The following is a 25,589-nucleotide window of genomic DNA, read 5'->3' as shown; positions in this document are numbered from 1 at the left end:
TCCGGCCGGCAGTTCTCAGCCGAACATTGCCAGCGCGGTGGTCAACACCAGCGTCGCGGCAAAGACCAGATTGATGATCCGCGAGGCCGCCGGCCGGCGCAGGAAGCGCGCGAACGATGCTCCCACGACAAGCCACAGAGCATGGATGGCAACGATCATCATGGCGAGAGCCGTCAGCTTCAGCCATGGACCAAGCTCAGTGGCGCCCTGTTTGGACGAAGCACCGGCGAACACGGCGGCGATCGCCACATAGGCCTTTGTATTGACGACCGCGAGAAGGAATCCAGCCAGCCATGTTGGACACGAAGCCTCGGCGCCGCGTGCTGCCATGGGCGGCGCCGTGGCGATCTTGAAGGCGAGATAGAGGATATAGGCCGCGGAGGCGAAAGCCAGCAACGGCGCCAGCCTCGGCATCGCGGTGAGCACCGCCACGACCCCGGTCGCGACAACCAGAAGCACGGCCATCGTGCCCAGTATGATTCCCCAGGCATAACCCAGCGAGCGGCGCAAACCGAAGGCAGCGCCGACGGCGGTAACGCTTATCGTCGCCGGTCCCGGGCTGCCCATGATCACCAGGGCGGCAAGCATCAGCGCGAGAAGTTGTCCCCAAAAATCCGGCTGCGAAAGAAGCGGCTCAGCCATTTTCTCCTCTGTCCTGCCTTGCGCGAAGAGACGGTATGGCAGGACCAGAGGGGCGTCTTGGACGTTCGTGCGAGGCGTCGCGACTGAGCTTCAGCCGCTCGCCTTGTCGAGTTCGGTCATGTCGGCGGCGGTCAGTTTCAGCGACGCCGCCCTGATCAGGCTGTCCATCTGTTCAGGCTTGGTGGCGCTGGCGATCGGCGCGGTGACGCCTGGCCGAGCGATAACCCAGGCAAGCGCCACTTCCGCCTGCTTGGCCGAATGCCTTGATGAAACCGCGTCGAGTGCCGCAAGGATGCGCATGCCGCGCTCATTGAGATAGTCCTTCACCCCGCCGCCACGCGGGCTTTGACCGAGATCGGCTTCGCTGCGGTATTTGCCGCTGAGGAAACCCTTGGCCAGGCTGAAATAGGTGATGACGCCGATGTCCTCGGCCACGCATAGATCGCGCAACGGCCCATCGAAGGACGAGCGATCGTAAAGATTGTATTCCGGCTGCAGCACCTCGTAGCGCGGCAGGCTGCGCAAGCTCGCCACATCGAGTGCGGCACGCAACTGGCCGGCGTCGAGATTCGAACAGCCGGCATAGCGGATTTTGCCCTTGGCGAGCAGCTTCTCGTAGGCGCCAAGCGTTTCTTCATAGGGCGTTGCAGGGTCCGGCCAATGCGACAGATAGAGATCGATAAACTCGGTCTGCAGCCGCTTCAGCGATGCGTCGACGGCCTTTTCGATGTATGCGGCGGACAGATCCTTGTGTCCCTGCCCCATATCCGAACCGACCTTGGTGATCACCACGACCTTGTCGCGATTGCCACGGTCTTTCATCCATTTGCCGATGATGGTTTCCGATTCACCGCCTTTGTGGCCGGGAACCCAGCGCGAATAGGCATCCGCCGTATCGATGGCGTTGAGGCCGGCGCCGACGAAGCGGTCGAGCAGGTCGAACGAGGTTTTCTCGTCGGCGGTCCAGCCGAAGACGTTGCCGCCCAGAACCAGCGGCGCGATGGACAGGTCGGTGCGACCGAGACGACGTTTCTGCAAGGCGGATCTCCGGGATGATTGGGCGGGCAAATGGCGCCGCGGGCTGAGGGTCGGAGCCTAACCTAGGTCTTGCCTGAACGAGGTCAAAGGCCTGGCCGCCATTTTCCGCAGAGGCAGCTTCACAAAGGCGCGACCTGGCTGGCGACATCCTCCAGCCAGTGGTCGCGGATGCCCAACGCCTCGAGATGCTCAAGCGTGCTCAGCACATAGTCCTCGTTGTTGCCAGACTGGCCGACCGCGCCGCGCACCACGGCCGCCGCATCCGCAGCGTCAAGCGCTCCGGCATATTGCTCGTGCTGGCGGTCGACGATGTAGACCACTGCGTCGACCGTACCGCCGCCGTCGAGGCGAACCTTGAGCATGCGCTCGAGATAGACATTGGTGACCAGTTCGCGCTCGCGCAGATAGGTGATGACCTCGTCGCGCAAGTCGCCGGGGACGCGGAATGCGAGGCCGACGCAGGACCCGCCGCGGTCGAGGCCGAGCACCAGCCCCGGCCGCTCGCGCGTGCCGCGATGCACGAAGGAATAGACGCAGAGCGAGCGCCGGTAGCCATGCAGGCGGGCACGCTGTGTTTCGACATGCGCGAATCCCGGCCGCCAGATCAGCGAGCCATAGCCAAACACCCAAAAATCGCCCATATCGCCGCGCCTGATTGCAAAAGATGCCAACACCGCACCCGGACCGGTGTTTTTTCCGCCCGTCCCGTCTAACTATCGTCTGTCTACCTGGCGGAATCGACTACCCGTCCGCAACACCCATGCGTTAACGAGAGCCAAAGCATGACGTCAAGTGACGAACGCCAGCCGAACAAACGTCGCCGCCTGGTCTGGCTTGCAGCATTCATCGTCGTGCTGTTCGCCCTCTACAGCGGCGGCTGGTTCTATCTGGCTGACCGCGTCAGGAGCGAGGCCGACAAGGCGGTTGCCACGCTCAACAAGAATGGCGTCGAGGCCGGCTGCGCCAATCTCCAGGTCAGCGGCTATCCCCTGAGCTTTACCGTCTCCTGCGACAACCTCGCCTATGAGGACGATGTCAAGAACATTGCGGCCTCAGCCGGCAGTTTCAACGCAGCCGCCCAGATCATCCAGCCTCTGTCGCCGGTTGCCAATCTGCGCGGCCCGCTCAGGACCTCCGTTCCGGACATGGTGCCGCTGTGGATCGACTGGGACAATCTGCAGGCCAATTTCAAATTGTGGTGGCCGCTGCCGCAGCGGATTTCGCTGCAGGCGGAGGGTCTTTCTGGCCAGACCGATCCGGCCGACGACACCGATCCGGTGCAATTGTTCAGCGCCGGCAAGGCGGCCGGCCAACTGCAGCCCAATGGGGCGGATATCGACTATCTCGGCAGCTTCGGCGATCTCGAGATCGACCCCGACGCGATTGGCGGGCGCGTGCTGCCGGCGCTCGACGCCAGTGGCGACGTGACATTGAAGAACGGCGTCGCGTTGATCGGCACGCAGGTGAAGAGCCTTCGTGGCCAGGCGATCGAAATCCGCAACCTTGACTTATCGTCGGGGACGGCGCGCATCACCGTTTCGGGACCGCTCTCGGTCGATGCCGAGGGCCTGGTCAACGCCGATCTGATGATCAGGCTGAAGGACCCGAAGGCGGTGGCGGCCATTCTCGGCGCCGCCATACCCGAGCAGAAAAGCCAGATCGAGCAGGGCTTTGCTGCCCTGGCGGTGCTCGGCAACGAACCGTCGATGCCGCTGAAGGTGGTCAGGGGCAAGGCCTCGCTCGGCTTCATTCCGCTGGGCAAGATCAAGCCGGTGGAATAGCGCTGCGATGGCAAGACCCGTGAAGCTGCTGAGCGTTGGCGCTTTGACGCTGGACACCATCCTGCGCGTCGAGACGCTGCCCGTGCATCAAGGCAAATTCATTGCCTCCGACGGCGTCCAGATCGCCTCGGGCATGGCCACGAGTGCTGCCTGCGCCGCGCATCGCCTGGGGGCCGAGGTATCGCTGTGGGCGAGCGCGGGTGACGATGCCGTCGCAGACCAGCTCATCGCCGGCATCGAGGCCGAAGGCGTCGATTGCACCTTTGTGCGCCGCGTCAGAGGCGCCCGCTCGGCGCTGGCCTCGATCCTGGTCGACGCGCATGGCGAGCGCATCATCGTGCCGTTCTATGACGGGCTTGCCCAGGCCGATCCCGAAGCCTTGCCGGTCGCCGACCTCACGGCATTCGACGCCGTGCTGGTCGATGTCCGCTGGCCAGGTGCGGCAGCCCTTGCCCTGAGAGCGGCGCGCGCCATCGGCCGGCCGGCTATCCTCGATGCCGATACCGCACCGTTGCAGATCCTGGAACAGCTGTTGCCGCTCGCCACGCACATCGTCGCTTCGGAACCGGCGGCGCGCATTGTCTGCGGCCAGGCGCTCGATCCAGAAACGGCTTGCGCCGATCTCGCCAGCCGCACCGACGCTTTTGTCGCAGTGACAGGCGGCGCGGCGGGCAGTTGGTGGCACGACCGTCGCGCAGGCTGCGTGCGCCATGTCGCGGCACCGAAGATCAAGGCAGTCGACACACTGGCCGCCGGCGATGTCTTTCACGGCGCCTTCGCCGTCGGACTGGCGGAAGCCATGCCGGTCGAGCAGGCTTTGCGCTTTGCCAGTGCGGCCGCCGCGCTCAAATGCCTGCGCTTCGGCGGCAGGCTTGGTGCGCCGGATAGGGCCGAGACGCTGGCCATGGTCGCCGCGACCTGGCCTGCCTGAAACAGACTTAGCCCTTCGCGGGATGCTCGACGGCCTGGCGGCCAAAATCGGGCACGTCGATGTCCTGGCCGGCCTCGATGATCGAGCGGCGCACGGCGCGGGTGCGGGTGAACAGGTCGAAGAGCTTTTCGCCGTCGCCCCAGCGGATTGCGCGTTGCAGCGACGCCAGATCTTCCGAGAACCGCGCCAGCATTTCGAGGATGGCGTCCTTGTTGTGCAGGCAGACATCCCGCCACATGGTCGGGTCGGAGGCGGCAAGGCGGGTGAAGTCGCGAAAACCCGAAGCCGAGTATTTGATCACTTCGGATTTGGTCACCGACTGCAGATCATCGGCGGTGCCGACGATGTTGTAGGCGATGATGTGCGGCAAATGCGAGACGATGGCCAGCGTCATGTCATGATGCTGGGGATCCATGGTGTCGATGTTGGCGCCGCAGCGGCGCCAGAATTCCGACAGCCGTTCCAGCGCGTCCGGGTCGGTGTCGGGCAGCGGCGTGAAGATGCACCAGCGATTGTCGAACAGGTCGGCGAAGCCGGCGTCGGGGCCGGATTTTTCCGTGCCCGCCAGCGGGTGGCCGGGAATGAAATGGACGCCTTCAGGGACATAAGGCTGCATCTGCGCGATGACAGACGCCTTGGTCGAGCCAACATCGGTGAGGATCGCACCCAGCTTCAGCGCCGGCGCGATTTCCTCGGCAACCGCGCCGGATGAGCCGACCGGCACCGAAATGATGACCAAGTCGGCATCGCGGACAGCTTCTCTCGCATCGGTGGTATAGCTATCGCCCAGCCCGAGTTCCTCGGCTCGCGCCAGCGTCGCCGCACTGCGCGTTGATATGGCCACGTGACGGGCCAGCCCCTCGCGGCGGATGACCCGGGCCAGCGACGAGCCGATCAGGCCGATGCCGACCAGCGCGATCTTTTCAAACATCAGTGATGTCATGGTCTCTAGCTTTTCAGGAATGTCGTGAGAGCGGCGACAACGCCGCGATTGGCCTCTTCGGTGCCGACGGTCATGCGCAACGCGTTGGGAAAGCCATAGCCCGAAACGCGCCGCAATATATAGCCGCGCGCCGTCAGATAGTCGTCCGCCGCGGCCGCCGAATGCTTCTGGTCATCGGGAAAATGAACGAGAACGAAATTGCCGACGCTCGGCGTTACCCGCAGCCCGAGCTTTGTGAATTCCTCGCTCAGCCAGGCCAGCCAGGTCTCGTTGTGCGCCACGCTGCGCTCGACATGGGCGCGGTCGCGGATGGCTGCGATACCGGCCTCGATCGCCGTCGCATTGACGTTGAAGGGACCCCGCACGCGGTTGATGGCGTCGACGATATGCATCGGCGCATACATCCAGCCGATCCGCGCTCCGCCGAGGCCGATCTTGGAGAAGGTACGGGTCATCACCACGTTCTGGGCAGCACCGACCAGCTCGATGCCGGCCTCATAGTCGTTGCGGCGGACATATTCGGCATAGGCCGCGTCTAGCACCAGAAGCACGTGCCTGGGCAGGCCGGCATGCAGGCGGCGCACCTCCTGGAAAGGCACATAGGTGCCGGTCGGATTGTTGGGATTGGCCAGGAACACGATCTTGGTGCGCGGCGTGACGGCTGCGAGGATGGCGTCGATATCGGCGCGCTCGTCTCTTTCCTTGATCGTCACCGGAACGGCACCTGCCGACTGGATGTAGATCTTGTAGACCATGAAGGCGTGTTCGGTGATGACAGCCTCGTCGCCGGGCGCCAGATAAGTCTGCGCCAGCAGGCCGAGGATCTCGTCGGAGCCGTTGGAGCAAATGATGTTCTGCGGGTTGAGACCATGCACCTCGGCGATCGCTTCGCGCAGCCGCCTGGCGGTGCCATCTGGATAGACGTCGAGCTTTCCGGCAATCTCGCGCGCGGCTTCGATCGCTTTCGGCGAGGGCCCGAGCGGATTCTCGTTCGAGGACAGCTTGTGAACCTTGGCGACGCCCGCGGGCGCCGTGCTCTTGCCCGGCACATAGGCGTCTATGTCCATGATGCCCGCGCGCGGGGTTGGACGTGCCTGGTCCGGTGTCTGGCTCATGTCGCAAAATCCGTCGAGAACGCTTCCTGAGGGAAGCCGCAGCGGAAATACAAGCCGTGGCCTGCAATGTCGAGAGGCGACAGCCACCGCCCAAGGCTGGCCGTTGACGCCGGCGCGCCACAGCCCTAGAAGGGGAGCGGACTTCCGTGGTGATTTGGCCGGTCGGCTTGCAGCCACGTTAAACAACTTGCTAAAGGGCCGTTTGCATCCTGTAACCGGCTTTGCAACCGCAATGCCGGTTTTTTGTTGTCCGCGCCGGCCGGACACCCGGATCGGCATCGACTTTCGACAAGCGCGATGCGTGGGCTCAAAGTGTGAGATGGATGTCATGGCCGTTCTGCGTGCCCGCAAAACCAACAACGAGGTTGACCAACCGTCGAGCCCGGTTTTGCGTTTTGGATCCGACAAGCCGCTCAAGCTGGACGCCGGCACGCTGCTGTCACCGTTCCAGATCGCCTACCAGACCTACGGCACGCTGAACGATGCCCGCTCCAACGCCATCCTCGTCTGCCATGCACTGACCGGAGACCAGCACGTCGCCAGCACCAATCCGGTGACCGGCAAGCCTGGCTGGTGGGAAGTGCTGATCGGCCCCGGCAAGATCATCGACACCAATCGCTTCTTCGTCATCTGCTCCAACGTCATCGGCGGTTGCCTTGGGTCCACCGGTCCGGCCTCGACCAATCCCGCCACCGGCAAGCCCTATGGGCTTGACCTGCCCATTATCACCATTCGCGACATGGTGCGGGCGCAGCAGATGCTGATCGACCATTTCGGCATCGAAAGGCTGTTCTGTGTGCTCGGCGGCTCTATGGGCGGCATGCAGGTGCTGGAATGGGCATCGAGCTATCCGGAGCGCGTCTTCTCGGCGCTGCCGATCGCCACCGGCGCGCGCCATTCCTCGCAGAACATCGCCTTTCATGAGGTTGGCCGCCAGGCTGTCATGGCCGATCCGGACTGGCATGGCGGCAAATATTTCGAGCACGGCAAACGCCCGGAAAAAGGCCTGGCGGTGGCGCGCATGGCCGCCCACATCACTTACCTGTCGGAAGCCGCCCTGCACCGCAAGTTCGGCCGCAATCTGCAAGATCGCGAGGCGCTGACCTTCGGCTTCGACGCCGACTTCCAGATCGAAAGCTATCTGCGCCACCAGGGCATGACCTTCGTCGATCGCTTCGACGCCAATTCCTACCTCTACATGACGCGGTCGATGGACTATTTCGACCTTGCCGCCGACCATGGCGGCCGGTTGGCCGATGCCTTCGCCGGAACGAAAACCCGCTTCTGCCTGGTGTCTTTCACCTCGGACTGGCTGTTTCCGACCGAGGAGAGCCGCTCGATCGTGCATGCGCTCAACGCCGCCGGCGCATCGGTATCCTTCGTCGAGATCGAAACCGACCGCGGCCACGACGCATTCCTGCTCGACGAGCCGGAACTGTTTGCCGCCATTAACGGCTTCATCGGCTCGGCGGCACGAGCAAGAGGGCTCTCATCATGAACGTCAATTTCGACCAGCGCGTCGACCTTGAAGTCGTCGCCAACCTCATCCCACCACAGTCGCGCGTGCTCGATGTCGGCTCGGGCGACGGCTCGCTGCTCGAATTGCTGCAGGACAGCAAGCAGGTCGACGGCCGTGGGCTCGAGCTGTCGCAGCGCGGCGTCAACGAATGCGTGGCGCGCGGCCTCTCGGTCATCCAGGGCGATGCCGACAAGGATCTCGAATTCTATCCCGACAAGGGCTTTGACTTCGTCGTCCTCTCGCAGACGCTGCAGGCCACCCGCAACCCGAAGCTGGTGCTCGACGAACTGCTCAGGATCGGCAATCGCGCCATCGTCTCCTTCCCCAATTTCGGCCATTGGCGTGTGCGTCTGTCACTGTTCGTCAACGGCCGCATGCCAGTGACCAAGGATCTGCCCTACTCCTGGTACGACACGCCCAACATCCACTTCTGCACCATCCGCGACTTCGTCAATCTGTGCGACGAGCTCGGCGCGACCGTCGAGAAGGCAACCGCTCTCGACGCCAACGGCCAGAAGATCGGCCTGTCGATGCCGTGGTGGTTCTGGAACTTCTTCGGCCAGCAGGCAGTGTTCTTGCTGAAACGGCAGTAGCCGCAAGCTATTCGAGGATGTCCGTGGCCTTGTGCGGATGTTCGACGCCGTCAGCAAACACCACATCGGCCTCCGAATTGTCCGTGCGCAGCGCCAATATCGCCTGGTAGGCGGACGAATTGTACCAGCGATGCACATGCTGCCTGTCGGGAAATTCGATGATGATCAGATGGCCCGGCCAGTTGTTCTCGATCACCTCGACATCGCCGCCATGGACCAGAAAACGGCCGCCGAAAGGTTCCAGCGTGGCATCGATCTTGTGCAGGTATTCGACGATCTGCGGGCCCATCGTGGCTTGGCGCATATGGGCAACGGCGTAAGCGGTCATAAGTGCACTCCCTTTCAATCGAAGCCGATTGCCGGCTCCACAGGCACAGATTGCCAAGGGTCGTGACGGAATTCGATTACTCCAAAAGTAATAAGAATGACATGGACGCGATCGTGACGAATCGGCCTGCGCGATCCTGAGGCCGTTTCCAGTCTCCGGCCCTCAGGGTGTTGCCGTTGAGACGCAAGGTTGCGAATTCGTGGTTGCGGACGGATTGAACTCTGCAACCAGATGATGACACGGGAATATGTTTTTCGTAGTGTCATGCTGGACGCGATGCCGAGCGAAGCACGGAGCGGGGAACCTGACCTATTCGATCGTTGTCGAAATGGAAAACGCCAAGTCCATCAATGAAGATGAGATCGGCGTTTCGTTGAGTGCTTTGGCACGGGAAATAGAAGCCGTGACGACAACCGGTCAATACCTAAAACCGGAGGTCATCGTCGTTCACAGCGGACCAGATACCGACACACCGCTTCTGCGGCATCGTCTCACCGAAATTGTTCCGCAACTTGGCATGGTAGCAAATGCGGTCTTCAGCGCCTGCACGGGCGGCCGGTACTATGAGATCAAGAACGCAGGCGCCGCGCTGGCCAAGGGCGACATCGTCATTTTCTGCGATTCCGATACAGTGATCGAAGACGGCTGGCTCTCGGCACTTCTCAAACCATTCCAGGACCCGAAGACAATCGCCGTGAACGGTTACACCTATCTCGGCTGTGACGATTTCGCGTCGCGGACCTTTGCGCTTCTGTGGTTCTTCCCGCTGCGTGATGGTGATCGGCGCTTTGCCTCCAAGCGCGCGATGAACGCCAACAATTGCGCCTTCCGCAGAAGCTGGTTAGCCGGCCATCCCTTTCCGGCCAGCAATGGATTCAAGGTTTCTTGCACGTTGCTCACCAGCCAGTTACGAGCAAGCGGGCATGATTTTGTCAGAGTCGATGCCCGGGCCAGCCATTATCCTCCGCGCGGTTGGCGCTTTTTCTTTTGGCGTGCCCTGGTCACCGGGCGCGATGCGGACCGGAAATATGTGGCACTGGCATCGCCATCCCAAGCCGCGCGAGTGCTGAAGGCGACAAGACGTTGGTTTTCGACGTCCTGGAAAGTGGGCGGGCGTATTCTGACGCATGCAACTCGGCTCGGAATGCCGGCATGGCAGATCCCGTTTGCACTGATCGTCGGATTGGCCTTTTGCGCGCTGGTTTTTTGTGCACAAGCGGCCATGGCCCTTGGGCTGGTTCGGGACGAGGTTGAAAACGTGCCCCTCTACGTGGGACATAGCTGAAGCACTATGGTCAAAATGGTCAAAACCATCGAACCAACACCTCTCATCACGGTCATTACGCCGACCCACAACCGACGCGAAACGGTGTTGCGCGCCGTGGACAGCGTACTCTCCCAGAGCATGTCGAGGCTTGAGCACATTGTCGTCGACGATGGTTCGACTGATGGAACCGAAGCGGCGCTGGCCCGTATCCAGGACCCGCGGCTGATCTATGTCGGGGCGAAATGGCGAGGCGCCAACGCTGCCAGGAATGCCGGCATCGAGCGCGCGCGGGCACCGTTGGTGACGTTCCTCGATTCCGACGACATCTACATGCCGCACCGGCTTGAACGAACCCTGACCTGGTTCGATGAGAATCCTGCACTGCAAGTGCTGATCAGTTCGTTCGTGTCCCTGAAAGGCAATCGCATCACAAACTGCGTCAACCCCGAGGCGTTCGTGAGCCCCGCAATGCTGGAGCGGACGCTGGTTGGGCAGACCATCTTCATTGCCGGCTCCGCGATCACCGCTCGCCGCGAAGCCTTGCTGGCCATCGGCGGCTACGACAGCGACATCACCCGCATGCAGGATCGCGAATTGCTGCTGCGCCTTGCCCGGCGCTTCGGTGCGCAGTTGTCCAGGGATCTGGACTGGACGAAATACAATTCGGAGAACTCGATTTCCGGCCGCCGTGACGGCTATGTCGAGGCCTATGCGAACCTGATGGGCAAACATCCGCATATTGCCCATGCCTACCCGCACATTCCGCCTTACATGATCTCGCGGCAGCTCATCGCCGACATCCTGCGAGGCAGGATACCGGAGGCATTTCAGGGCTACATGGCCAACCGTTCATCCAAAACGCTTGGCTATTCGCTGCCGGAATTGATGCAAGGCTATGTCCATGGCCGGCGCTGGCGCCGCGATCTCTCCAACGAGTTTCGCAATCAATTTGGTGCCCGGCCCGCTTAAACCGATAGGGATTCCGGGAAATTGTGGAATGGTTTTTCCTCCGGATCGCGTTAACCCCTCTGTCGAGAGCTCAACGGTCAAGTTCGGGAAAATACGGATCCGATAGAAACCGCCTGTCCCGTTCGCCTTGCAGGCAGTCTATCGGCGTCGCCGCGTCGACGGGGACACTTCTCACCTCGTCCTGAATGCCGCTCACTTCCAGGAGCAGCTTCCGCCGGATGGCTGTCGAAAACTCGGCGGCGGCATAGATAGGCAGCACGAAGGAACCGGGTCCGCCGATCACGCACTGCGCATAATACTGGTCGAGATGGCTGAAGGTGGGCGACGGGCTGATCAGGATCGGCAGGCCGTTGACGATGATGCCTTTGGCAGTCGCCGCATCACGCGTCGCGGTGACCGGCGGCCCGATATTGTTCGGTCCGTCGCCCGAAATGTCGATGACGCTGCGTTCGCCCTGGAAAGACGTGCGGTCGAAAAGCTCGGTGCCGAAGGCCAGCGCGCCGGAAATCGAAGTGCCGCGAAAGCTGCGGAACGGACGAGCCGCGACCTTGTCGGCAAAGCTGTTCGCGCTCTCGGCACTATCGATAATCTGCCAGCCGATGACCGCGTCGTCGCGCACCGTGCCGGCCCATTCGAAATAGGTCAGCGCTATGCGGCCCTTGGCGCCGGCGCGGACAGCCTTGATGAAGTCGGGATGCCGCAGCGCCTCGACATAACCGGCCCGCTGCAGGGCGAACTCCTTCTCGTCCATCGACAGCGAGATGTCGACCGCCAGCACCAGCTCGACGTCGACGGCGAGCGCATCCGGCGGCGAGGCGGCCGGGGCAGCCTGGGCGCAGGCAAGACAGGCAAGCAGGCGCAGAGCATCAAGCATGGCCGTCGCCAAGATTGTTTCTCCCGAGGAGCTTCCCTCGCGATCGCGGCAAAATAAAGCTCTGCTTCCCTCGCCCGGAAATCAGCTCATTTCTTGCGACGAGCGGCGGCTGGCGGCGGTTCGATCGCGCCGGCTCTGACGCGGGCGGGCTTCAGGGCTGGCGCACCGGAATCCTTGATGATCGTCAACGCGCGCGGGAAGAAGTGGTTGTTGTGCTGGCCGCGCCCGATGTTGAGGATCGCTGTCCCCGGCAAACGCTTATCGAGCATCGACAGCACGCGTCTTAGCGATGGGCCGTCGAACGCATCCAGCGCCTCATCGATGATCACCCATTTCGGCTGCCGCAAGGCGAGCCTGGCGAAGGCCAGCGAGCGTTGTTCGTCATCGCCCAACTCATGGTCCCAACGCCCGGCGCGGTCGAGCGACGAGGATAGCCGTCCCAGACCGACCTCGGCCAGCACCGCCGAAATGTCGGCATCGTTCGCCGGCGCGGGCCCGTTCGGGTGATCGAGGACCTCGCGCAACGTGCCGACCGGAAAATAAGGCACGCGCGGCACGAATATGGGGGTTTCTCCCGCCGGCAGGCCGATCCGGCCGCTTCCCCATGGCCACAGGCCGGCAATGGCACGAAAGAACAGCGTCTTGCCCGCACCGGGGTCGCCGGTGATCATCACGCGCTCGCCGGGGCGGATTTCGACATGCGGGTCGGCGAGTCTGGTGCAACCCTCCGGCGAGGCCACTTCGAGCTTCTCGAAAGTCAGGCTGCCATTGACGTTTTGGCCGAAGGCGATGCGCTTTTCGGTGTCATGCAGCGCATCGGTTTCATCGAGCGCGATGCGGAAATCGGCCACGCGCATCAGCGTGGCGCGCCAATCGGCGATACTGCCGATGTTGTTGATGAACCAGCGCAAGGAGGAGTGGACCTGGTTGAAGGCGCCGACCGCCATCATCAGCCCGCCAAAGCTGATATCACCTGAGAAATAGACCGGCGAAGCGACCAGTATGGGCGCCACGACGGTGATCCAGCCATAGGTGTCGGTCACCCAGGACAGGTTGATCTGGGCGGTGTAGATGCGCCGCATGGCGCCCAGCACCGTGCCGAGATCGAGTTCGAGCCGCCGCCTGGCGTCGGCCTCGCCATGATACAACGCAATGGCATCGACATTCTCGTTGACGCGCACCATCGAGGAGCGCAGCTCGGCTTCGCGTGTATAGCGGTCGCTGTTCAGGCGGATGAGCGGGCGCCCGACCAGCCAGCTCAGCCAGGAGGCGATGCCGGCGTAAAGGATGGCGGCCCAGACCATGTAGCCCGGTATGGCCAGCGAGGTCCCGCCGATGTGGAACACGAAGCCCGAGGACAGCTCCCACAGCACCCCGACGAAGGACACCAGCAGGATGCACGACTGCAGCAGGCCGACGCCGAGATCGGTTGACAGGTCGGACAGATGCGCGGCGTCCTGCTGCATGCGCTGGTCGGGATTGACGCCGATGGCGCCGGCATTGGCCAACCGGAAGGCGCGCGCCGGCCGCATCCATTGATCGATCAGATCCAGCGTCAGCGCCTCGCGCAGTTTGAGCCTGATCATCTGGTTGAGCCAGGTCTGGCCGATATTGAGCACCAGCAGCCCGCCGGCGATCATCGCGAAGACGAGGAGCTGGTGCAGGAAGGCCGCCATGTCGCGGCGCGCAAGCGCATCGTAGAAAGGCTGGTTCCAGCGGTTGAGCAGAACCTGGCCGATCGACGTTGCGATGATCACGGCCATGATGCCGACCGATGTCCACTGCAACCATTTGCGAACCGGCGATCCCGCCAGCGCCCGCCGGATCGTCATCACCTGATCGCGCAGGCTGCTGGTTTCGACCGCCACGGCAACCGGCTGAACGGCGGCGGCATTGTCCGGTTGATCAGCCATGGCCGAGGTCCTTGCGTCAGTGCTGAAACCGGATGGAGAAACTTGACAGGCGTTCGTATGGGCTGTCGGTCCGCTTGCGACAGATAGGCAGGGAAACGACGTCAGGCACGCTTGCCGTGATCACGAAGCCGTCACCCGCGCAGCCGAGGGCTCGGCACCGGCTTTGTGACGGCCAAGCCGGGTGGCGCCATGCGGCGACAGCACCGGCACGAAGACGCGGCGCGAGGCACGCTGGACGACGGGCACGCCTTGATAGAGCCGTTTCTGCGCCTCGACGACGATGACGCCGGAAAAGATCGGCCACAGCCGCCGGCCGGCGCGCTCCAGCACATTGTGGAAGCGCATCATGAAACGGCGCCTCGACGGCGGAAAGAACAGCGCATCGGACCAGGCGGCGGGCGTAAAATTCGCCTCGCGCAGCAATTCGGTGAGCTGGCCGCGCGAAAAGGGCCGGCCATTTCCGAATGGGGTATGCTCGAAGCGTGCCCAGACACCGCGCCGGTTGGGCACGACGATGACCACCCGGCCAGCCGGCGACAGCACGCGCCAGATCTCGTTCAGCGTCTCACGCGGGTTCTCGACATGTTCGAGCGAATGGACGAGCAGCATGCGGTCGATGCAGGAATCGACCAGCGGCAGTTCCTCGTCGAAGACCAGTGCCGTCGCCGTCGGCCCTGTCGCCGGCCACACCACCGCGCCCTGCGTCGCCGGCATGAAGGCGAAGACCCGCTCGGCGTCGGTGCCGAACCGCTCCAGCCACGGCAAGGTGTAGCCCAGACCAACCAGCCGCTCGTTGGGCACGACCGCCCATATCGACGACAACGCCATGGTGATCGAACGCTCGGCGAAACGGCCGAGTGTTGTCGAATAGAAGGAGCGAAGATCGACGATGTCGGAATGCATGGCAGGGATGTAGCCGCGATATCGGCGGGTTTCAACAACAGGCCGCGACGACCTGGCATTCCGGGAATGTCACTAGACATTGCGGGACGTCGTTCAACGTCCCGGAATGTTGCTCAACATCCAGGATGTCTTCAACATCCAGGATGACATCCACGCGCCGGCGCCCTATGTCTGCGGCCATAAACGGAGAGATGCGATGCCGGTCGAAATCGAACAGTTCATGTGCCGCAGCGACAATTTCGGCGTGCTGGTGCATGATCCCAAAAGCGGCCAGACCGCGATCATCGACGCGCCCGAGGAAGCGCCTATCCTGGCCGCGCTCAAGCGCACCGGCTGGACGCCGACGATGATCCTGACCACGCATCATCACATGGATCACGTTGAGGCCAATCTGGCGCTGAAAGAGCGCTTCAAGCTGCGCATCGTCGGCCCGGAAGCGGAAAAGGCCAAGATCCCCGGCATCGACGAGACCGTCGAAGACGGCTCGGTTCTCCATCTTGGCGATGAAAAGATCGAAGTCATCGCCACGCCCGGCCACACCGCCGGCCACGTTTCCTACTATTTGCCGGCTTCGGGTGTGGCGTTCACCGCCGACACGCTGTTTGCGCTGGGTTGCGGACGGCTGTTCGAATGCAAGCCGCCGGTGATGTACGATTCGCTGAAGAAGCTGGCCGCGCTTCCGGCCGAAACGATTATTTATTGCGGTCATGAATACACGCTCGCCAACGCCCGTTTCGCGCTGACCGTCGACCCGACGAATTCGGCATTGAAGGAACGCGCCGCCAAGATCGAAAAGCTGTGCGCCGACAATAAGCCGACGCTGCCGACGACGATCGGCGAGGAGCTGTCGACCAATCCCTTCCTGCGCTGGCACGATCCGGCGATCCGCAAGCATCTGGGGCTGGAGAAAGCTTCGGACGCCGAGGTCTTTGCCGAAATCCGCAAGCGCAAGGACAATTTCTAGGCCCGGTGGTATCGTCGCCATGACCAGCTCCGCAGAAATTATCGCGACGCTCGGGCTGAAGCCGCATCCGGAAGGCGGCTGGTATGCCGAGACCTTTCGCGATGGCACCGGCGGCGCGCGCGGCCATTCGACTGCCATCTATTTCCTGCTTGAGGAGCATCAGGTTTCGACCTGGCACCGGGTCAAGGATGCCGCCGAGGTCTGGCATTTCCATGCCGGCGCCCCGCTGGCGCTGGCGATGTGGGAGGAAGGCAGTGCCGTTGTGGAGCAGGTCCTCGGCATCGATCTCGCAGCCGGTGAGCGGCCGCAGATCGTCGTGCCCGCAGGATGGTGGCAATCGGCGCGCAGCCTGGGCGAATGGACGCTGGTCGGCTGCACCGTCGCGCCGGGCTTCGAATTTGCAGCTTTTGAGCTGGCGGCACCCGGCTGGCAGCCTGGACAGTCCTAACTTGGCAAGAACCTTAATTTAGCAGGAAGCCTAGCGTGGTCGCGAGCTGGGCGGCGTAGTATAGCGCCCAGACGGCGAAGCGCATCCAGGCGCGGTGGGGCGAGATGGCGGCGACAAGGAATTTCTCCGTGGCGAGCAGCCCGTCCGATACCATGAACAGCACGGCGCCACCGATCACCCACATATTGCTGGTTGTCAGCGCCGAGATGCCCATTGCCAGGATCGCGGCGATATAGACGGTGATCGGGATACGCAGGCTGGGACCGACACGACGCCACAGCGCCGCCAGCACGATGACCACGAACACCGCCATGGCGAGCGCGATCACTCCGCGCCACGGCTCGGCGCCAAGCACTCCCAACCCGCCACCGCTGCGCAGGAACAGCGCGACATAGACGACGTGAGCGACAAGAAAACTGGCCAGCCCGCCGAGAAAGGCCTTTTCGCCGTCGCGTGACAGGAAGGCGTCGCCAACGGCGCTGAGTGCGAGCGCGGCGACCAGCAGCAGCGGGCCGCCTTGCAGCCCCGCCAGCACGGCAAGCATCGCCACGGCAAGCGTCTTTGCGGCCGAGCGGGCCAGCGTCGGCGGCATGCCAAGCGTGAAGGCGTAGATGACCGCCGCCGCCAGCGAAAAAATCAGTGTCGCATTGGCATTGGCGTCGATGCCGCCCGCAAACGGCATCGTCATGCCTTGGCTCCGCCTTCGGATGCCCGGGCTCCGCCTTCGGATGCCCGGGCTCCGTCTTCGGATGCCCCGGCTCCGCTTTCGGATGCCTCGGCTCCGCTCTCGACCGCAGCCGGCTTGCGCAGGAACAGGGATTTTGCGGCGAGCACCGCGCCGCCGGTGATGAGCACGCAGGCGGCGAGGATGCGCAGCGACGGCTCGGCGACGCCGGCCGCGATCAGCACCAGCGTCGACAACAGCGGCGCCGCATAGCTTGCAGCACCCAGCACCTGGATGTTGCCGCGCTTGACGCCGATGTCCCAGGCATAGAAGGCGGCACCCACCGGCATCAGGCCAAGGCCGAGCACGGCCAGCCACTGGCCGACACCGTCAGGCAGAATCGTCTGTTCCAGCGCCAGGTGGCAGGCGAGCGACAGCACCGCGGTCGCCGCGCAGAACCAGGTGACGATGCTGGTCGGCACCGACGGGAAACGCCGCGACAACAACGAGTAGGCCGACCACAGGACGGCGCAGACGGCAGCCATGGCATAGCCGAAGGAATAGCGGGCGTCGAAGGCCAGCCCACCGCCCTTGGTGACGATCAGCACGGTGCCGGCAAGGCCGAGCAGCGCACCGACGACATGGTTCCAGGCCAGTTTTTCGCCCGGCATCAGCGCCGAGCCGAGCACGATCAGCAGCGGCCACAGATAGGCGATCAGGCTCGCCTCCACCGCCGGCGCATTGCGCAGCGCGGTGAAATAGAAAAAGTGATAGCCGAACAGGCCGGCAATGCCGATCAGCCACACCTGCGGCGGTATCTTCTGGCTCTTGTCGGGTGCCGGCATGAACAGCCGCGCGACCAGCCCGACGCCGGTGCCGATCGAGAAGGTGATCGCCGACAGCAAGAACGGCGGCACCTGGCCCGACGCATCGGTGAGCAGTGCGAGCAACGCCCACATGGCGACCGCCGAAAAGCCGATCAGTGTTGCGCGCCCCATTCTGTCTCCAGTGGCGCGCCAATTCCGCGCCTGGCTATTGTACGGCTTCGAAACGCCCGGCGCTGATGGTCAAGGTGCCGATCTGCGTGCCAACCGTGGCACGGATCGGCGCATATACGCCGGTTTGGCCGAGCGGTGCAAACGTCACCATCATGTGGCTTTTGTTCTTGAGATAGTTGAGCGCCTTGCGGCCCTTGCGATAACCCGCCACCGGCTCGAAGCCCATCTGGCAGGTGACGGTGTCGCCCTTGTAGCCCGGGACCGAGATCGTGCCTTTCGACGCGTAGGTCAACGTCAGGTCGGCACGCATCTCGCCGTCATAGAACTTCACCGTGCGGCCGCAGACCTGGTCGAGACTGTCGGCATGAATGACGGTGGCGGCCATGGGATCGAGCACCGATGCCAGGTCGCCGGCACCGAGCGGTACCCAGTTCTTGGGGTCGCGTTTGCCTGGTGCCGGTACGACCTTCGTCGAAGTGACCCTGCCATTGGCAAAGCGGATATCGACCACCGATGCCTTCTTGCCGGAGGTGTAGTCGGCGCGGAATGCCTGCGGCACCATCTTTTTGCCCGCAATCGTGCCTTTGGACGAGATCGTGCCGCGCGTGTCGTCGAACAGCTTGGCGAGACCGGCCGCGGTGACACTGCCTTGGATCGCGTAGGCGCCGTTCTCATAGCGGCTGGAAAACGTTGATTTCGCTATCGAAAGACCAAGAAACGACACCGTGTACTCGCCCTTGAACGACTGCGGCGAGGCAGCAGACGCGGCGGACGGCAAAGCTATGGCAAGCATGGCAACAAGGGCATGTGGCGAACGAAGCATGGCGGGATCGGGTCCTTGATTTTGGGCCGGAGGCGGGCAACTCCGGTCTGGCATGTCCCTATGGAACCGCTTATAGGATGAATTCCGGCCTTAATATGAAAATGCCGGGCGCGCCGTGGGCAATGCAGGGCTGGGCAAGCCGGAGCTTGACGCCTCGGCGAAATGCAACTATGGAACGCCAACTTTTTCCATAAGGCCGCCTGACCAGAACCGCGCGCCACCCGGCGTGGGCTTGAGTGTTTGGCAGACCCGAGAACTGAAGGTTAGAACAATGTCCCGCACCTGCGAACTCACTGCCAAGGCAGTCATGTCCGGCAACAATGTGAGCCACGCCAACAACAAGACCAAGCGTCGCTTCCTGCCGAACCTCGTCAATGTGACGCTGATTTCGGAAGCGCTGAACCAGAACGTGCGCCTGCGCATTTCGGCCAACGCGCTGCGTTCGGTCGAACATCGCGGCGGCCTCGACGCCTTCCTGGCCAAGGCAGACGTCAAGGAATTGTCGCAGCGCGCCCGTTTGCTGAAAAAGCAGATCGCCAAGAAGACCGCCGAGCAGGCTGCCGCTTAAAACAGTTCAAAGGCGGGGGACGACCGCCCTGGCCGACCTCTTGTTGGCCTCTGGCCAACATCTTGTTGGCCTGAGCATCGGATCGAAGCCGCAAGGTTTTGGCAATCCGGTGCCCACATACGAAGGCAAGCATCGCCCGCATGGGCATGGTGCTTGGCTGGTTCCATTACCCAGGATAAAAAAATGACTTCCTTCTCGCGGTATTTGCCATTCGTGGCCGCCATGGCGCTTGTCGTCGTGGCATCGAACATTCTCGTGCAATTCCCGATGCAGGGTCAGATCGGCGGCCTCTCGCTGGCCGATCTTCTGACCTGGGGGGCCTTCACCTATCCCTTCTCGTTCCTGGTCACCGACCTCGCCAACCGCCGCTACGGACCCACTGCGGCGCGCCGGATCGTCTTTGTCGGCTTCATGACGGCGGTGATCTGCTCGATCCTTGTCCCGCCCTTCCTGTTCCGCCACGGCCTGATCGAACTCGAGACCGCCGCCGACCGGCTGGTGCGTATCGCGGCCGCGTCCGGAGCGGCGTTCCTCAGCGCGCAACTGCTCGATGTCACCGTCTTCAACCGGCTGCGCCGGCAGAGCTGGTGGCGCGCGCCGATCATCGGCACGCTGGTCGGGTCGGTGTTCGACACCGCCGTGTTTTTCACCGTCGCGTTCTCGGCCGCCTTCGCCTTCGCTGGTCCCAACGACGGCTTTGCGTTGGAAAACGCACCCTTGATGGGCATCTTCCATGTCGATGCGATGCGTTGGATCTCCTGGGCGCTGGGCGACCTCAGCGTGAAGCTGATCATCGCCGTGGTGGCGTTGATCCCCTACCGTCTGCTCGCGGCCCGTTGGAGCCAGCCGGCGGTAGCGGCTTAAACCATGATCCCGAAAAGTGGGACCCGGTTTTCGGAAAAGATCATGGTCGGACAAAGATCATGATCCCGTGGGTCCAGCTCGATTCGGCCAAGATCCCGGATGGCGCACAAGAACTTCGCCTCAAGCGGCGCGGCACCGAATTCTCGATCATGCTGGGCACCAACGAACTGATGAACAGCCGCCTCAGCGGTTCCGAGGAAGCGCTGGCAAAACTGTCCTGCGAGCGGATTGCCGGCCAGAGCCGGCCCACAATCCTGATCGGTGGGCTTGGCATGGGTTTTACCTTGCGCGCCGCACTCACAGAATTGGCCAATGATGCCGGAATAGTCGTCGCCGAACTGGTGCCCGCCGTCGTCGCCTGGGCACGTGGCCCGATGGCCGAAATCTTTGACGGCTGTCTCGACGATCCTCGCGTCACCATCCAGGAAACCGATGTCGGGCAGTTGATCCGGTCGCGGCCCGCGGCCTGGGACGCCATTCTGCTCGATGTCGACAACGGCCCGGAAGGCATCGTCCACAAATCCAACGACGCACTTTACAGCGTGCACGGCCTCGCAGCCGCACGCAGCGCCCTGAAACCCGGCGGCGTGCTGGCAGTGTGGTCGCAAGGCCCCGACATCGGCTTCACGCGGCGGCTGAAGCAGGCAGGCTTCGGGGTCGAAGAGGTCAGTACGCGCGCCAACGGCAAGCGTGGCGCCCGCCATGTCATCTGGATCGCCACCAGGACGTAAAGCCGGCGGGCTCAATCCTGGTGGAGAATGAATTCCAGATAGAGGTTGCGCTGCAGGATCGAGTGGTTGTCGTCGGAGATCAGCGACACCATCAGCGCGCCGTCGCCGCGGGTCCAGACGTCGAGCCCTTCCATATTGTCGATCTGGTAGCCCATGTCGGCCTCCAGCAGCACCGGCCCGTCGGCGACCGCGCCCTTCTCGACGCTTTCGCCATAGATGCGCCGCAGCCGCATCTTGACGCCGCTGGCCATCGAGAAACTGCGCTCCAGAAGCAATAGGTCGCCATCCGGCAGGAAGGCCCCGTCGGTAATGTCGAAATCGCCATTGCGCTTGACGGTAAAGACGCCCTTGTGCGGTCCTTCGATGATGGCGGCATAGATGTTGCCGGCCTTGTCCAGGCTCTTCTCGGAGACCACGACAAGGCCGCCCTCATGCTGGCCGTTGGCATTGGCGTGGGTGACGGTCTCGAAGCCGCGATTCTGGCGCAGCTCGCGGGCCGGAACGGCGAAATCCAGCGGCTTGAAGGGTGCCTTCATGTCGTTGGGGTCGATCTTGAACTGGGCGACGCGGTGGCTGCGCTCGAAGCCGACGGTTGCGATGCCGTTCTTGACCGCGAGACCTTCCGCATCGACCTCCCACTTCCTGTCGATCGGCCGGCCGGTCTGGTCGACCATCTGCTGCATGCGGAAATTCTGGATGCCGGAGGGTCGCTTTTCCGCGTCGCGGACCACCGTGCCGAAGAACCAGAAGCCGGTGTCGGCAACGCCGATGAAGTCACCGCCGGCTTTCAGGAAGCGGAAGGCCGACAGCGCGCCGAAATCGCGTGTCGGCGAGGTCATCTCCAGCCCGCCGACGAATTCGAACGGGCCGAACTGCTTGCCGGCACGGCCAATGTGGAATTCGGTGATCGGGCGGGCCGAGATTTCGGCCGGTTCGACAGAACTAGAGTCGGCCGAACCGGCTGCCGCCGAAGCCACGCCGGAAAGCAGGGCGATGGCGGCGAAAAGCGTCTGCCGAAACCCGCCGCGCCTGGAGATCATCCGGCGCGCCGCATACCACCGCCGCGTCGCGTATCCTTCGCGCTTTCCTCGGCGAACAGCGAAGCCAACTGCTCGGTCATGGCGCCGGCCAGTTCCTCGGCATCGACGATGGTGACAGCCCGGCGGTAGTAGCGCGTGACGTCGTGGCCGATGCCGATGGCCAGCAGTTCCACCGGCGAACGCGTCTCGATCAGCTCGATGACGGCGCGCAGATGGCGCTCGAGGTAATTGCCCGGATTGACCGACAGCGTCGAATCGTCGACCGGCGCCCCGTCCGAGATCATCATCAGGATCTTGCGCTGCTCGGGCCGGGCGATCAGCCGGTTGTGCGCCCACAGCAGCGCCTCGCCGTCGATATTTTCCTTGAGCAGGCCTTCGCGCATCATCAGGCCGAGATTGCGCCGTGCCCGCCGCCACGGATGGTCGGCGGACTTGTAGATGATGTGGCGCAGATCGTTGAGCCGGCCAGGATTCGGCGGCTTGCCGTCCTTCAGCCATTTCTCGCGCGCCTGCCCGCCCTTCCAGGCCCGCGTGGTGAAACCGAGGATCTCGACCGAGACGCCGCAACGCTCCAGCGTGCGGGCCAATATGTCGGCGCAGGTTGCCGCGACCGTGATCGGCCGGCCGCGCATCGAGCCGGAATTGTCGAGCACCAGCGTCACCACCGTGTCGCGAAATTTGGTGTCGCGCTCCTGCTTGAACGACAGCGGCTGCATCGGGTCGATGACGACCCGCACCAGCCTTGCCGGGTCGAGGTAACCTTCTTCCAGGTCGAAATCCCAGGAGCGGTTCTGTTGTGCCATCAGGCGACGCTGCAGCCGGTTGGCCAACCGCCCGACGACGCCGGACAGATTGGCCAGCTGCTTATCTAGGAAGGCGCGCAGCCGGTCGAGCTCTTCTTCTTCGCACAGCTCCTCGGCGCCGACCGTCTCGTCGAAAGCCGTGGTGAAGACCTTGTAGTCGATCTCCTTCGGCAGATTGGTGAAGGGATTGTCGTTGCGGCGCGCCTCGCCGGGCGTTTCGGCATCGGCGTCGTCATCGTCGGACAGGTCGTCCGCGGTGGCGTCGGAGGCTTCGGTCTCGGCCGACTGTTCGTCATCGGCCGAAGCTTCGGCATCCTCGGACTGCGACTGCTCGGAGCCGGAATCCTCTTCGCCGCCCTCCTCGCTCTGCTCCTCGCCTTGCGGCTGGTTGTCGTCATTGTCCTCGGAATCTTCCGTCTCCTGGTCGTCGCCGAGTTCCTCGGCCATCTCCATGGAGGCGAGCATCTCGCGCACGACCCGGGCGAACGCCTGCTGGTCGCCGAGCTTGGCCGACAATCCGTCGAGGTCGGCCTTGGCCTTCTCCTCGACCCAGGGGCGCCAGAGTTCGACCAGCCGCTCGCCGCTTTTCGGGACCGGGCGGCCGGTCAGCTTCTCGCGCACCATCAGGGCAAGAGCTTCCTCGATCGGCGCGTCGGCCTTGTCCTTGATGTCGACGAGGTTGGCCTTGGCGTATTTGTCCTCCAGCATCGAGCCGATATTGTCGGCGACGCCCTGCATGGCGCGTGAGCCTATCGCCTCGACGCGGGCCTGTTCGACCGCGTCATAGATGGCGCGGGCCGCCTTGCCTTCCGGCGCCAGCTTGGTGTGGATGCGCACATCGTGGCAGGCGCGCTTCAGCGCCATGGAATCGCCGAGGCCGCGGGTGATCGCGATATCGGTCTTCGACGCCTTCTTCGGCAATTCTGGCAGACGCGCACGGCTGCCGGCGAGCGCCGGCCGGTCCTTGGCGAAGCCGACCTCCAGCTCCTTGTCGCCGGCGATGGCGCGCATGCAGACGGTGACGGCGCGCTTGAAGCTGTCGGCTTCAGAACCCGTCTTCGACTTGTTGCGCGTGTTGTCGCCCGGACCCGCCATCGAGACTCTGCTTAGCCCAGCACCACGTTGGCGGCGCTCTCGGGCAGATCCTCGCCAAAGGCGCGCTGGTAGAACTCGGCCACCACCGAGCGTTCCAGTTCATCGCACTTGTTGAGGAAGGTCAGCCGGAACGCCATGCCGATATTGCCGAATATCTCGGCATTCTCGGCCCAGGTGATCACGGTGCGCGGGCTCATCACGGTCGACAGATCGCCGTTGATGAAGGCCGAACGCGTCATGTCGGCGACGCGCACCATCTTGTTGACGATGTCCTTGCCCTTGCTGTCGCGATAGTGCTTGGCCTTGGCCAGCACGATGGCGACTTCATTGTCGTGCGGCAAATAGTTCAGCGTGGTGACGATCGACCAGCGGTCCATCTGCGCCTGGTTGATCTGCTGGGTGCCGTGATAGAGGCCAGTGGTGTCGCCGAGGCCGACCGTGTTGGCGGTCGAGAACAACCGGAAGGCCGGATGCGGGCGGATGACCCGGCTCTGGTCGAGCAGCGTCAGCCGGCCCGACGATTCCAGCACGCGCTGGATGACGAACATCACATCCGGACGGCCGGCATCGTACTCGTCGAAGCACAGAGCGACATTGTGCTGGTAGGCCCAGGGCAGGATGCCGTCGCGGAATTCGGTGATCTGCAGGCCATCCTTGACGACGATCGCGTCCTTGCCGACGAGATCGATACGGCTGACATGACTGTCGAGGTTGACGCGCACACAAGGCCAGTTAAGCCGGGCGGCAACCTGTTCGATATGGGTCGACTTGCCGGTGCCGTGATAGCCCGACACCATGACGCGGCGGTTGTAGGCAAAGCCCGCAAGGATCGCCATCGTCGTGTTCTTGTCGAAGAGATAGTCCGGGTCGATGTCGGGCACATGCTCCGATGTCACCGAATAGGCCGGCACCACCATCTTGGACTCGAAGCCGAATTTCTCCTTCACCGACACCGTCGTGTCGGGCAGGTTGGCGATGTCACGATCGACCTTGTTCATATCTCTCAACGTCTCCACGGGCGAAACGTCTGATTTCGCCGGCAATCGATTTTGTCCGGGGGCGGTCTTAGAGCCTTTTCCAACCTTATGAAAGTTGGAAAACGACACGAACCGTATGGCCGCTCAGCACAGGCCCGCCTGTTTGAGCACGCGATAGGCCTGCAGCACATCGCGGAACCGGTCTTCCGAACCTCTGTCGCCACCATTCGCATCCGGATGGTGCTGTTTCACCAGTTCCTTATAGCGCGCCTTGATCTCCTTGCCAGTCGCCTTTGTATCAAGGCCAAGCGTTTCCAGCGCCTTGGCCTCAAGCGGCTTGGCCTTGCGCTCGCGCGCCTCGCGCGGATCCTTCGGTCCCTTGAACAGGTCGAACGGGTCGCGCATGCGGTTATAGTAGCCGGCCCGGCCGGAACGCATCTGGGCCATATCGGGCGACGACCGCGTCGAGGCCCCGTTGGCGCCCATCTTCCAGGTCGGCCGGTGCCCGGTCATGGCTTCCTTCTGGAAGCGCGCGACCTCGGTGTCCGGCACGCCGGAAAAGTAGTTGAAGCCCTTGTTGTACTCGCGCACATGATCGAAGCAGAAATGGAAATACTCGCCCTCCTTCATGCGCCCGACCGGCGCACGATGGGTGCCCGCTTCCTTGCAGCCGTCCCACTGGCAGATCGGCGAGTGCGACTTCAGCTCCGCGTCCTTGTCGGGGCGGACGCGAATCTTCTCGAAATATTTGGGGTACGGCTTCATCTTACCCATTTATGGGGCGTTCGCAGATGCGAA

At 63.2% G+C, this 25,589-nt stretch carries 27 protein-coding genes and 1 riboswitch; of the genes, 11 read left to right on the top strand and 16 right to left on the bottom strand.

The window, feature by feature from the left end:
• Positions 1-15: 15 nt before the first annotated feature.
• The 3 genes from NKJ04_RS13320 to NKJ04_RS13310 all read right to left on the bottom strand — a co-directional run bounded on the left by NKJ04_RS13320 (position 16) and on the right by NKJ04_RS13310 (position 2,321).
• A complete protein-coding gene (locus NKJ04_RS13320) occupies positions 16-642 on the bottom strand; it encodes a LysE family translocator (protein WP_352675499.1) in 627 nt (208 codons plus the stop codon).
• Positions 643-732: 90 nt separating this feature from the next.
• The gene (locus NKJ04_RS13315) at positions 733-1,680 is read right to left on the bottom strand and encodes an aldo/keto reductase (RefSeq protein WP_352675496.1); all 948 of its coding nucleotides are present in this window, start codon (positions 1,678-1,680) and stop codon (positions 733-735) included.
• 119 nt (positions 1,681-1,799) lie between these two features.
• The gene (locus tag NKJ04_RS13310; protein ID WP_352675493.1) at positions 1,800-2,321 is read right to left on the bottom strand and encodes a gamma-glutamylcyclotransferase; all 522 of its coding nucleotides are present in this window, start codon (positions 2,319-2,321) and stop codon (positions 1,800-1,802) included.
• Positions 2,322-2,462: 141 nt separating this feature from the next.
• On the opposite strand from NKJ04_RS13310, the gene NKJ04_RS13305 reads away from it, so the two are divergent.
• Together NKJ04_RS13305 and NKJ04_RS13300 are read left to right on the top strand one after the other, a co-directional pair.
• Positions 2,463-3,461, top strand: coding sequence for a DUF2125 domain-containing protein (locus NKJ04_RS13305; RefSeq protein WP_352675490.1), 999 nt, complete (start codon positions 2,463-2,465; stop codon positions 3,459-3,461).
• A 7-nt stretch (positions 3,462-3,468) separates the two neighbouring features.
• Entirely contained in the window at positions 3,469-4,392 is a 924-nt protein-coding gene (locus tag NKJ04_RS13300) for a sugar kinase (protein WP_352675487.1), read from the top strand.
• A 7-nt stretch (positions 4,393-4,399) separates the two neighbouring features.
• Here NKJ04_RS13300 and NKJ04_RS13295 read toward each other — a convergent pair whose 3' ends face one another.
• Positions 4,400-5,335 carry a prephenate/arogenate dehydrogenase family protein gene (locus tag NKJ04_RS13295; RefSeq protein ID WP_352675484.1) on the bottom strand — a complete coding sequence of 312 codons (936 nt, stop codon included), beginning with the start codon at positions 5,333-5,335 and terminating at the stop codon, positions 4,400-4,402.
• A 5-nt stretch (positions 5,336-5,340) separates the two neighbouring features.
• Complete coding sequence (hisC, locus tag NKJ04_RS13290; RefSeq protein WP_023811091.1) at positions 5,341-6,450, bottom strand: histidinol-phosphate transaminase; 1,110 nt, start codon at positions 6,448-6,450, stop codon at positions 5,341-5,343.
• A 136-nt stretch (positions 6,451-6,586) separates the two neighbouring features.
• A riboswitch (SAM riboswitch) is annotated at positions 6,587-6,664 on the top strand.
• A 114-nt stretch (positions 6,665-6,778) separates the two neighbouring features.
• Here hisC and metX point away from each other — a divergent pair.
• Positions 6,779-7,948: a homoserine O-acetyltransferase MetX gene (metX, locus tag NKJ04_RS13285; RefSeq protein WP_352675480.1), complete on the top strand. Its 1,170-nt coding sequence runs from the start codon at positions 6,779-6,781 to the stop codon at positions 7,946-7,948.
• On the top strand, positions 7,945-8,562 hold the full coding sequence (gene metW / locus NKJ04_RS13280; RefSeq protein WP_128304666.1) for a methionine biosynthesis protein MetW: 618 nt from the start codon (positions 7,945-7,947) through the stop codon (positions 8,560-8,562). The genes metX and metW overlap by 4 nt, the downstream gene beginning before the upstream one ends.
• Before the next feature lie 7 nt (positions 8,563-8,569).
• Here the strand turns inward: metW and NKJ04_RS13275 are convergent, their stop codons facing one another.
• Positions 8,570-8,890: a DUF1330 domain-containing protein gene (locus NKJ04_RS13275; RefSeq protein ID WP_352675478.1), complete on the bottom strand. Its 321-nt coding sequence runs from the start codon at positions 8,888-8,890 to the stop codon at positions 8,570-8,572.
• A 328-nt stretch (positions 8,891-9,218) separates the two neighbouring features.
• Here NKJ04_RS13275 and NKJ04_RS13270 point away from each other — a divergent pair, with 328 nt between their 5' ends.
• Together NKJ04_RS13270 and NKJ04_RS13265 are read left to right on the top strand one after the other, a co-directional pair.
• Positions 9,219-10,175: a glycosyltransferase family 2 protein gene (locus NKJ04_RS13270; protein ID WP_352675475.1), complete on the top strand. Its 957-nt coding sequence runs from the start codon at positions 9,219-9,221 to the stop codon at positions 10,173-10,175.
• A 15-nt stretch (positions 10,176-10,190) separates the two neighbouring features.
• The gene (locus NKJ04_RS13265; protein ID WP_352675472.1) at positions 10,191-11,126 is read left to right on the top strand and encodes a glycosyltransferase family 2 protein; all 936 of its coding nucleotides are present in this window, start codon (positions 10,191-10,193) and stop codon (positions 11,124-11,126) included.
• A 70-nt stretch (positions 11,127-11,196) separates the two neighbouring features.
• Here the strand turns inward: NKJ04_RS13265 and NKJ04_RS13260 are convergent, their stop codons facing one another.
• From NKJ04_RS13260 to NKJ04_RS13250, 3 genes are all read right to left on the bottom strand, one after another.
• Positions 11,197-12,000 carry a DUF1194 domain-containing protein gene (locus NKJ04_RS13260; RefSeq protein WP_352441745.1) on the bottom strand — a complete coding sequence of 268 codons (804 nt, stop codon included), beginning with the start codon at positions 11,998-12,000 and terminating at the stop codon, positions 11,197-11,199.
• Positions 12,001-12,086: 86 nt separating this feature from the next.
• The gene (locus NKJ04_RS13255; protein WP_352675470.1) at positions 12,087-13,913 is read right to left on the bottom strand and encodes an ABC transporter ATP-binding protein/permease; all 1,827 of its coding nucleotides are present in this window, start codon (positions 13,911-13,913) and stop codon (positions 12,087-12,089) included.
• A gap of 120 nt (positions 13,914-14,033) precedes the next feature.
• A complete protein-coding gene (locus NKJ04_RS13250) occupies positions 14,034-14,816 on the bottom strand; it encodes a class I SAM-dependent methyltransferase (protein WP_352441747.1) in 783 nt (260 codons plus the stop codon).
• A 196-nt stretch (positions 14,817-15,012) separates the two neighbouring features.
• Here NKJ04_RS13250 and gloB point away from each other — a divergent pair, with 196 nt between their 5' ends.
• Together gloB and NKJ04_RS13240 are read left to right on the top strand one after the other, a co-directional pair.
• Positions 15,013-15,780: a hydroxyacylglutathione hydrolase gene (gloB, locus tag NKJ04_RS13245; RefSeq protein WP_352675630.1), complete on the top strand. Its 768-nt coding sequence runs from the start codon at positions 15,013-15,015 to the stop codon at positions 15,778-15,780.
• A 19-nt stretch (positions 15,781-15,799) separates the two neighbouring features.
• Positions 15,800-16,228, top strand: a complete 429-nt coding sequence (locus NKJ04_RS13240; RefSeq protein ID WP_352675467.1) for a cupin domain-containing protein — start codon at positions 15,800-15,802, stop codon at positions 16,226-16,228.
• Between the two features lie 13 nt (positions 16,229-16,241).
• On the opposite strand, the gene NKJ04_RS13235 is transcribed toward NKJ04_RS13240, so the two are convergent.
• From NKJ04_RS13235 to NKJ04_RS13225, 3 genes are read right to left on the bottom strand one after another with little or no spacing between them, the layout of a single operon-like run.
• Positions 16,242-16,916: a lysoplasmalogenase family protein gene (locus NKJ04_RS13235; protein WP_352675464.1), complete on the bottom strand. Its 675-nt coding sequence runs from the start codon at positions 16,914-16,916 to the stop codon at positions 16,242-16,244.
• Positions 16,913-17,890 carry an aromatic amino acid exporter YddG gene (yddG, locus tag NKJ04_RS13230; RefSeq protein WP_352675462.1) on the bottom strand — a complete coding sequence of 326 codons (978 nt, stop codon included), beginning with the start codon at positions 17,888-17,890 and terminating at the stop codon, positions 16,913-16,915. The genes NKJ04_RS13235 and yddG overlap by 4 nt, the downstream gene beginning before the upstream one ends.
• A 34-nt stretch (positions 17,891-17,924) precedes the next feature.
• Positions 17,925-18,713, bottom strand: a complete 789-nt coding sequence (locus NKJ04_RS13225; protein ID WP_352675459.1) for a DUF3108 domain-containing protein — start codon at positions 18,711-18,713, stop codon at positions 17,925-17,927.
• A 271-nt stretch (positions 18,714-18,984) separates the two neighbouring features.
• Here NKJ04_RS13225 and rpmB point away from each other — a divergent pair, with 271 nt between their 5' ends.
• The 3 genes from rpmB to NKJ04_RS13210 all read left to right on the top strand — a co-directional run bounded on the left by rpmB (position 18,985) and on the right by NKJ04_RS13210 (position 20,876).
• A complete protein-coding gene (rpmB, locus tag NKJ04_RS13220; protein WP_013529373.1) occupies positions 18,985-19,281 on the top strand; it encodes a 50S ribosomal protein L28 in 297 nt (98 codons plus the stop codon).
• Positions 19,282-19,464: 183 nt separating this feature from the next.
• Positions 19,465-20,145, top strand: a complete 681-nt coding sequence (locus NKJ04_RS13215) for a queuosine precursor transporter (protein ID WP_352441749.1) — start codon at positions 19,465-19,467, stop codon at positions 20,143-20,145.
• A 59-nt stretch (positions 20,146-20,204) separates the two neighbouring features.
• On the top strand, positions 20,205-20,876 hold the full coding sequence (locus NKJ04_RS13210) for a spermidine synthase family protein (RefSeq protein ID WP_352441750.1): 672 nt from the start codon (positions 20,205-20,207) through the stop codon (positions 20,874-20,876).
• An 11-nt stretch (positions 20,877-20,887) separates the two neighbouring features.
• Here NKJ04_RS13210 and NKJ04_RS13205 read toward each other — a convergent pair whose 3' ends face one another.
• The 4 genes from NKJ04_RS13205 to NKJ04_RS13190 all read right to left on the bottom strand — a co-directional run bounded on the left by NKJ04_RS13205 (position 20,888) and on the right by NKJ04_RS13190 (position 25,565).
• Entirely contained in the window at positions 20,888-21,916 is a 1,029-nt protein-coding gene (locus NKJ04_RS13205; protein ID WP_352554445.1) for an esterase-like activity of phytase family protein, read from the bottom strand.
• Positions 21,913-23,814, bottom strand: coding sequence for a cobaltochelatase subunit CobT (cobT, locus tag NKJ04_RS13200; RefSeq protein WP_013529369.1), 1,902 nt, complete (start codon positions 23,812-23,814; stop codon positions 21,913-21,915). Before cobT ends, NKJ04_RS13205 begins: the two co-directional genes overlap by 4 nt.
• A gap of 11 nt (positions 23,815-23,825) precedes the next feature.
• A complete protein-coding gene (gene cobS / locus NKJ04_RS13195) occupies positions 23,826-24,812 on the bottom strand; it encodes a cobaltochelatase subunit CobS (protein WP_023811073.1) in 987 nt (328 codons plus the stop codon).
• A gap of 123 nt (positions 24,813-24,935) precedes the next feature.
• Positions 24,936-25,565 (bottom strand): J domain-containing protein, encoded by a 630-nt coding sequence (locus tag NKJ04_RS13190; RefSeq protein WP_032909134.1) that lies wholly within the window; start codon positions 25,563-25,565, stop codon positions 24,936-24,938.
• Positions 25,566-25,589 lie beyond the last annotated feature (24 nt).

It is taken from the genome of Mesorhizobium sp. M0618, assembly GCF_040320765.1.
Classification (GTDB): Bacteria; Pseudomonadota; Alphaproteobacteria; order Rhizobiales; family Rhizobiaceae; genus Mesorhizobium.
The sequence above is the reverse complement of the archived record's forward strand: the minus strand, read 5'-3'. Positions and strand labels throughout refer to the sequence as shown.

Coding starts and splice junctions, on each gene's coding strand:
- NKJ04_RS13320 (WP_352675499.1), bottom strand. CDS start 642: ATGGCTGAGCCGCTTCTTTCGCAGCCGGATTTTTGGGGACAACTTCTC.
- NKJ04_RS13310 (WP_352675493.1), bottom strand. CDS start 2,321: ATGGGCGATTTTTGGGTGTTTGGCTATGGCTCGCTGATCTGGCGGCCG.
- NKJ04_RS13305 (WP_352675490.1), top strand. CDS start 2,463: ATGACGTCAAGTGACGAACGCCAGCCGAACAAACGTCGCCGCCTGGTC.
- NKJ04_RS13300 (WP_352675487.1), top strand. CDS start 3,469: ATGGCAAGACCCGTGAAGCTGCTGAGCGTTGGCGCTTTGACGCTGGAC.
- NKJ04_RS13295 (WP_352675484.1), bottom strand. CDS start 5,335: ATGACATCACTGATGTTTGAAAAGATCGCGCTGGTCGGCATCGGCCTG.
- hisC (WP_023811091.1), bottom strand. CDS start 6,450: ATGAGCCAGACACCGGACCAGGCACGTCCAACCCCGCGCGCGGGCATC.
- metX (WP_352675480.1), top strand. CDS start 6,779: ATGGCCGTTCTGCGTGCCCGCAAAACCAACAACGAGGTTGACCAACCG.
- metW (WP_128304666.1), top strand. CDS start 7,945: ATGAACGTCAATTTCGACCAGCGCGTCGACCTTGAAGTCGTCGCCAAC.
- NKJ04_RS13275 (WP_352675478.1), bottom strand. CDS start 8,890: ATGACCGCTTACGCCGTTGCCCATATGCGCCAAGCCACGATGGGCCCG.
- NKJ04_RS13270 (WP_352675475.1), top strand. CDS start 9,219: ATGGAAAACGCCAAGTCCATCAATGAAGATGAGATCGGCGTTTCGTTG.
- NKJ04_RS13265 (WP_352675472.1), top strand. CDS start 10,191: ATGGTCAAAACCATCGAACCAACACCTCTCATCACGGTCATTACGCCG.
- NKJ04_RS13260 (WP_352441745.1), bottom strand. CDS start 12,000: ATGCTTGATGCTCTGCGCCTGCTTGCCTGTCTTGCCTGCGCCCAGGCT.
- NKJ04_RS13255 (WP_352675470.1), bottom strand. CDS start 13,913: ATGGCTGATCAACCGGACAATGCCGCCGCCGTTCAGCCGGTTGCCGTG.
- NKJ04_RS13250 (WP_352441747.1), bottom strand. CDS start 14,816: ATGCATTCCGACATCGTCGATCTTCGCTCCTTCTATTCGACAACACTC.
- gloB (WP_352675630.1), top strand. CDS start 15,013: ATGCCGGTCGAAATCGAACAGTTCATGTGCCGCAGCGACAATTTCGGC.
- NKJ04_RS13240 (WP_352675467.1), top strand. CDS start 15,800: ATGACCAGCTCCGCAGAAATTATCGCGACGCTCGGGCTGAAGCCGCAT.
- NKJ04_RS13235 (WP_352675464.1), bottom strand. CDS start 16,916: ATGACGATGCCGTTTGCGGGCGGCATCGACGCCAATGCCAATGCGACA.
- yddG (WP_352675462.1), bottom strand. CDS start 17,890: ATGGGGCGCGCAACACTGATCGGCTTTTCGGCGGTCGCCATGTGGGCG.
- NKJ04_RS13225 (WP_352675459.1), bottom strand. CDS start 18,713: ATGCTTCGTTCGCCACATGCCCTTGTTGCCATGCTTGCCATAGCTTTG.
- rpmB (WP_013529373.1), top strand. CDS start 18,985: ATGTCCCGCACCTGCGAACTCACTGCCAAGGCAGTCATGTCCGGCAAC.
- NKJ04_RS13215 (WP_352441749.1), top strand. CDS start 19,465: ATGACTTCCTTCTCGCGGTATTTGCCATTCGTGGCCGCCATGGCGCTT.
- NKJ04_RS13210 (WP_352441750.1), top strand. CDS start 20,205: ATGATCCCGTGGGTCCAGCTCGATTCGGCCAAGATCCCGGATGGCGCA.
- NKJ04_RS13205 (WP_352554445.1), bottom strand. CDS start 21,916: ATGATCTCCAGGCGCGGCGGGTTTCGGCAGACGCTTTTCGCCGCCATC.
- cobT (WP_013529369.1), bottom strand. CDS start 23,814: ATGGCGGGTCCGGGCGACAACACGCGCAACAAGTCGAAGACGGGTTCT.
- cobS (WP_023811073.1), bottom strand. CDS start 24,812: ATGAACAAGGTCGATCGTGACATCGCCAACCTGCCCGACACGACGGTG.
- NKJ04_RS13190 (WP_032909134.1), bottom strand. CDS start 25,565: ATGGGTAAGATGAAGCCGTACCCCAAATATTTCGAGAAGATTCGCGTC.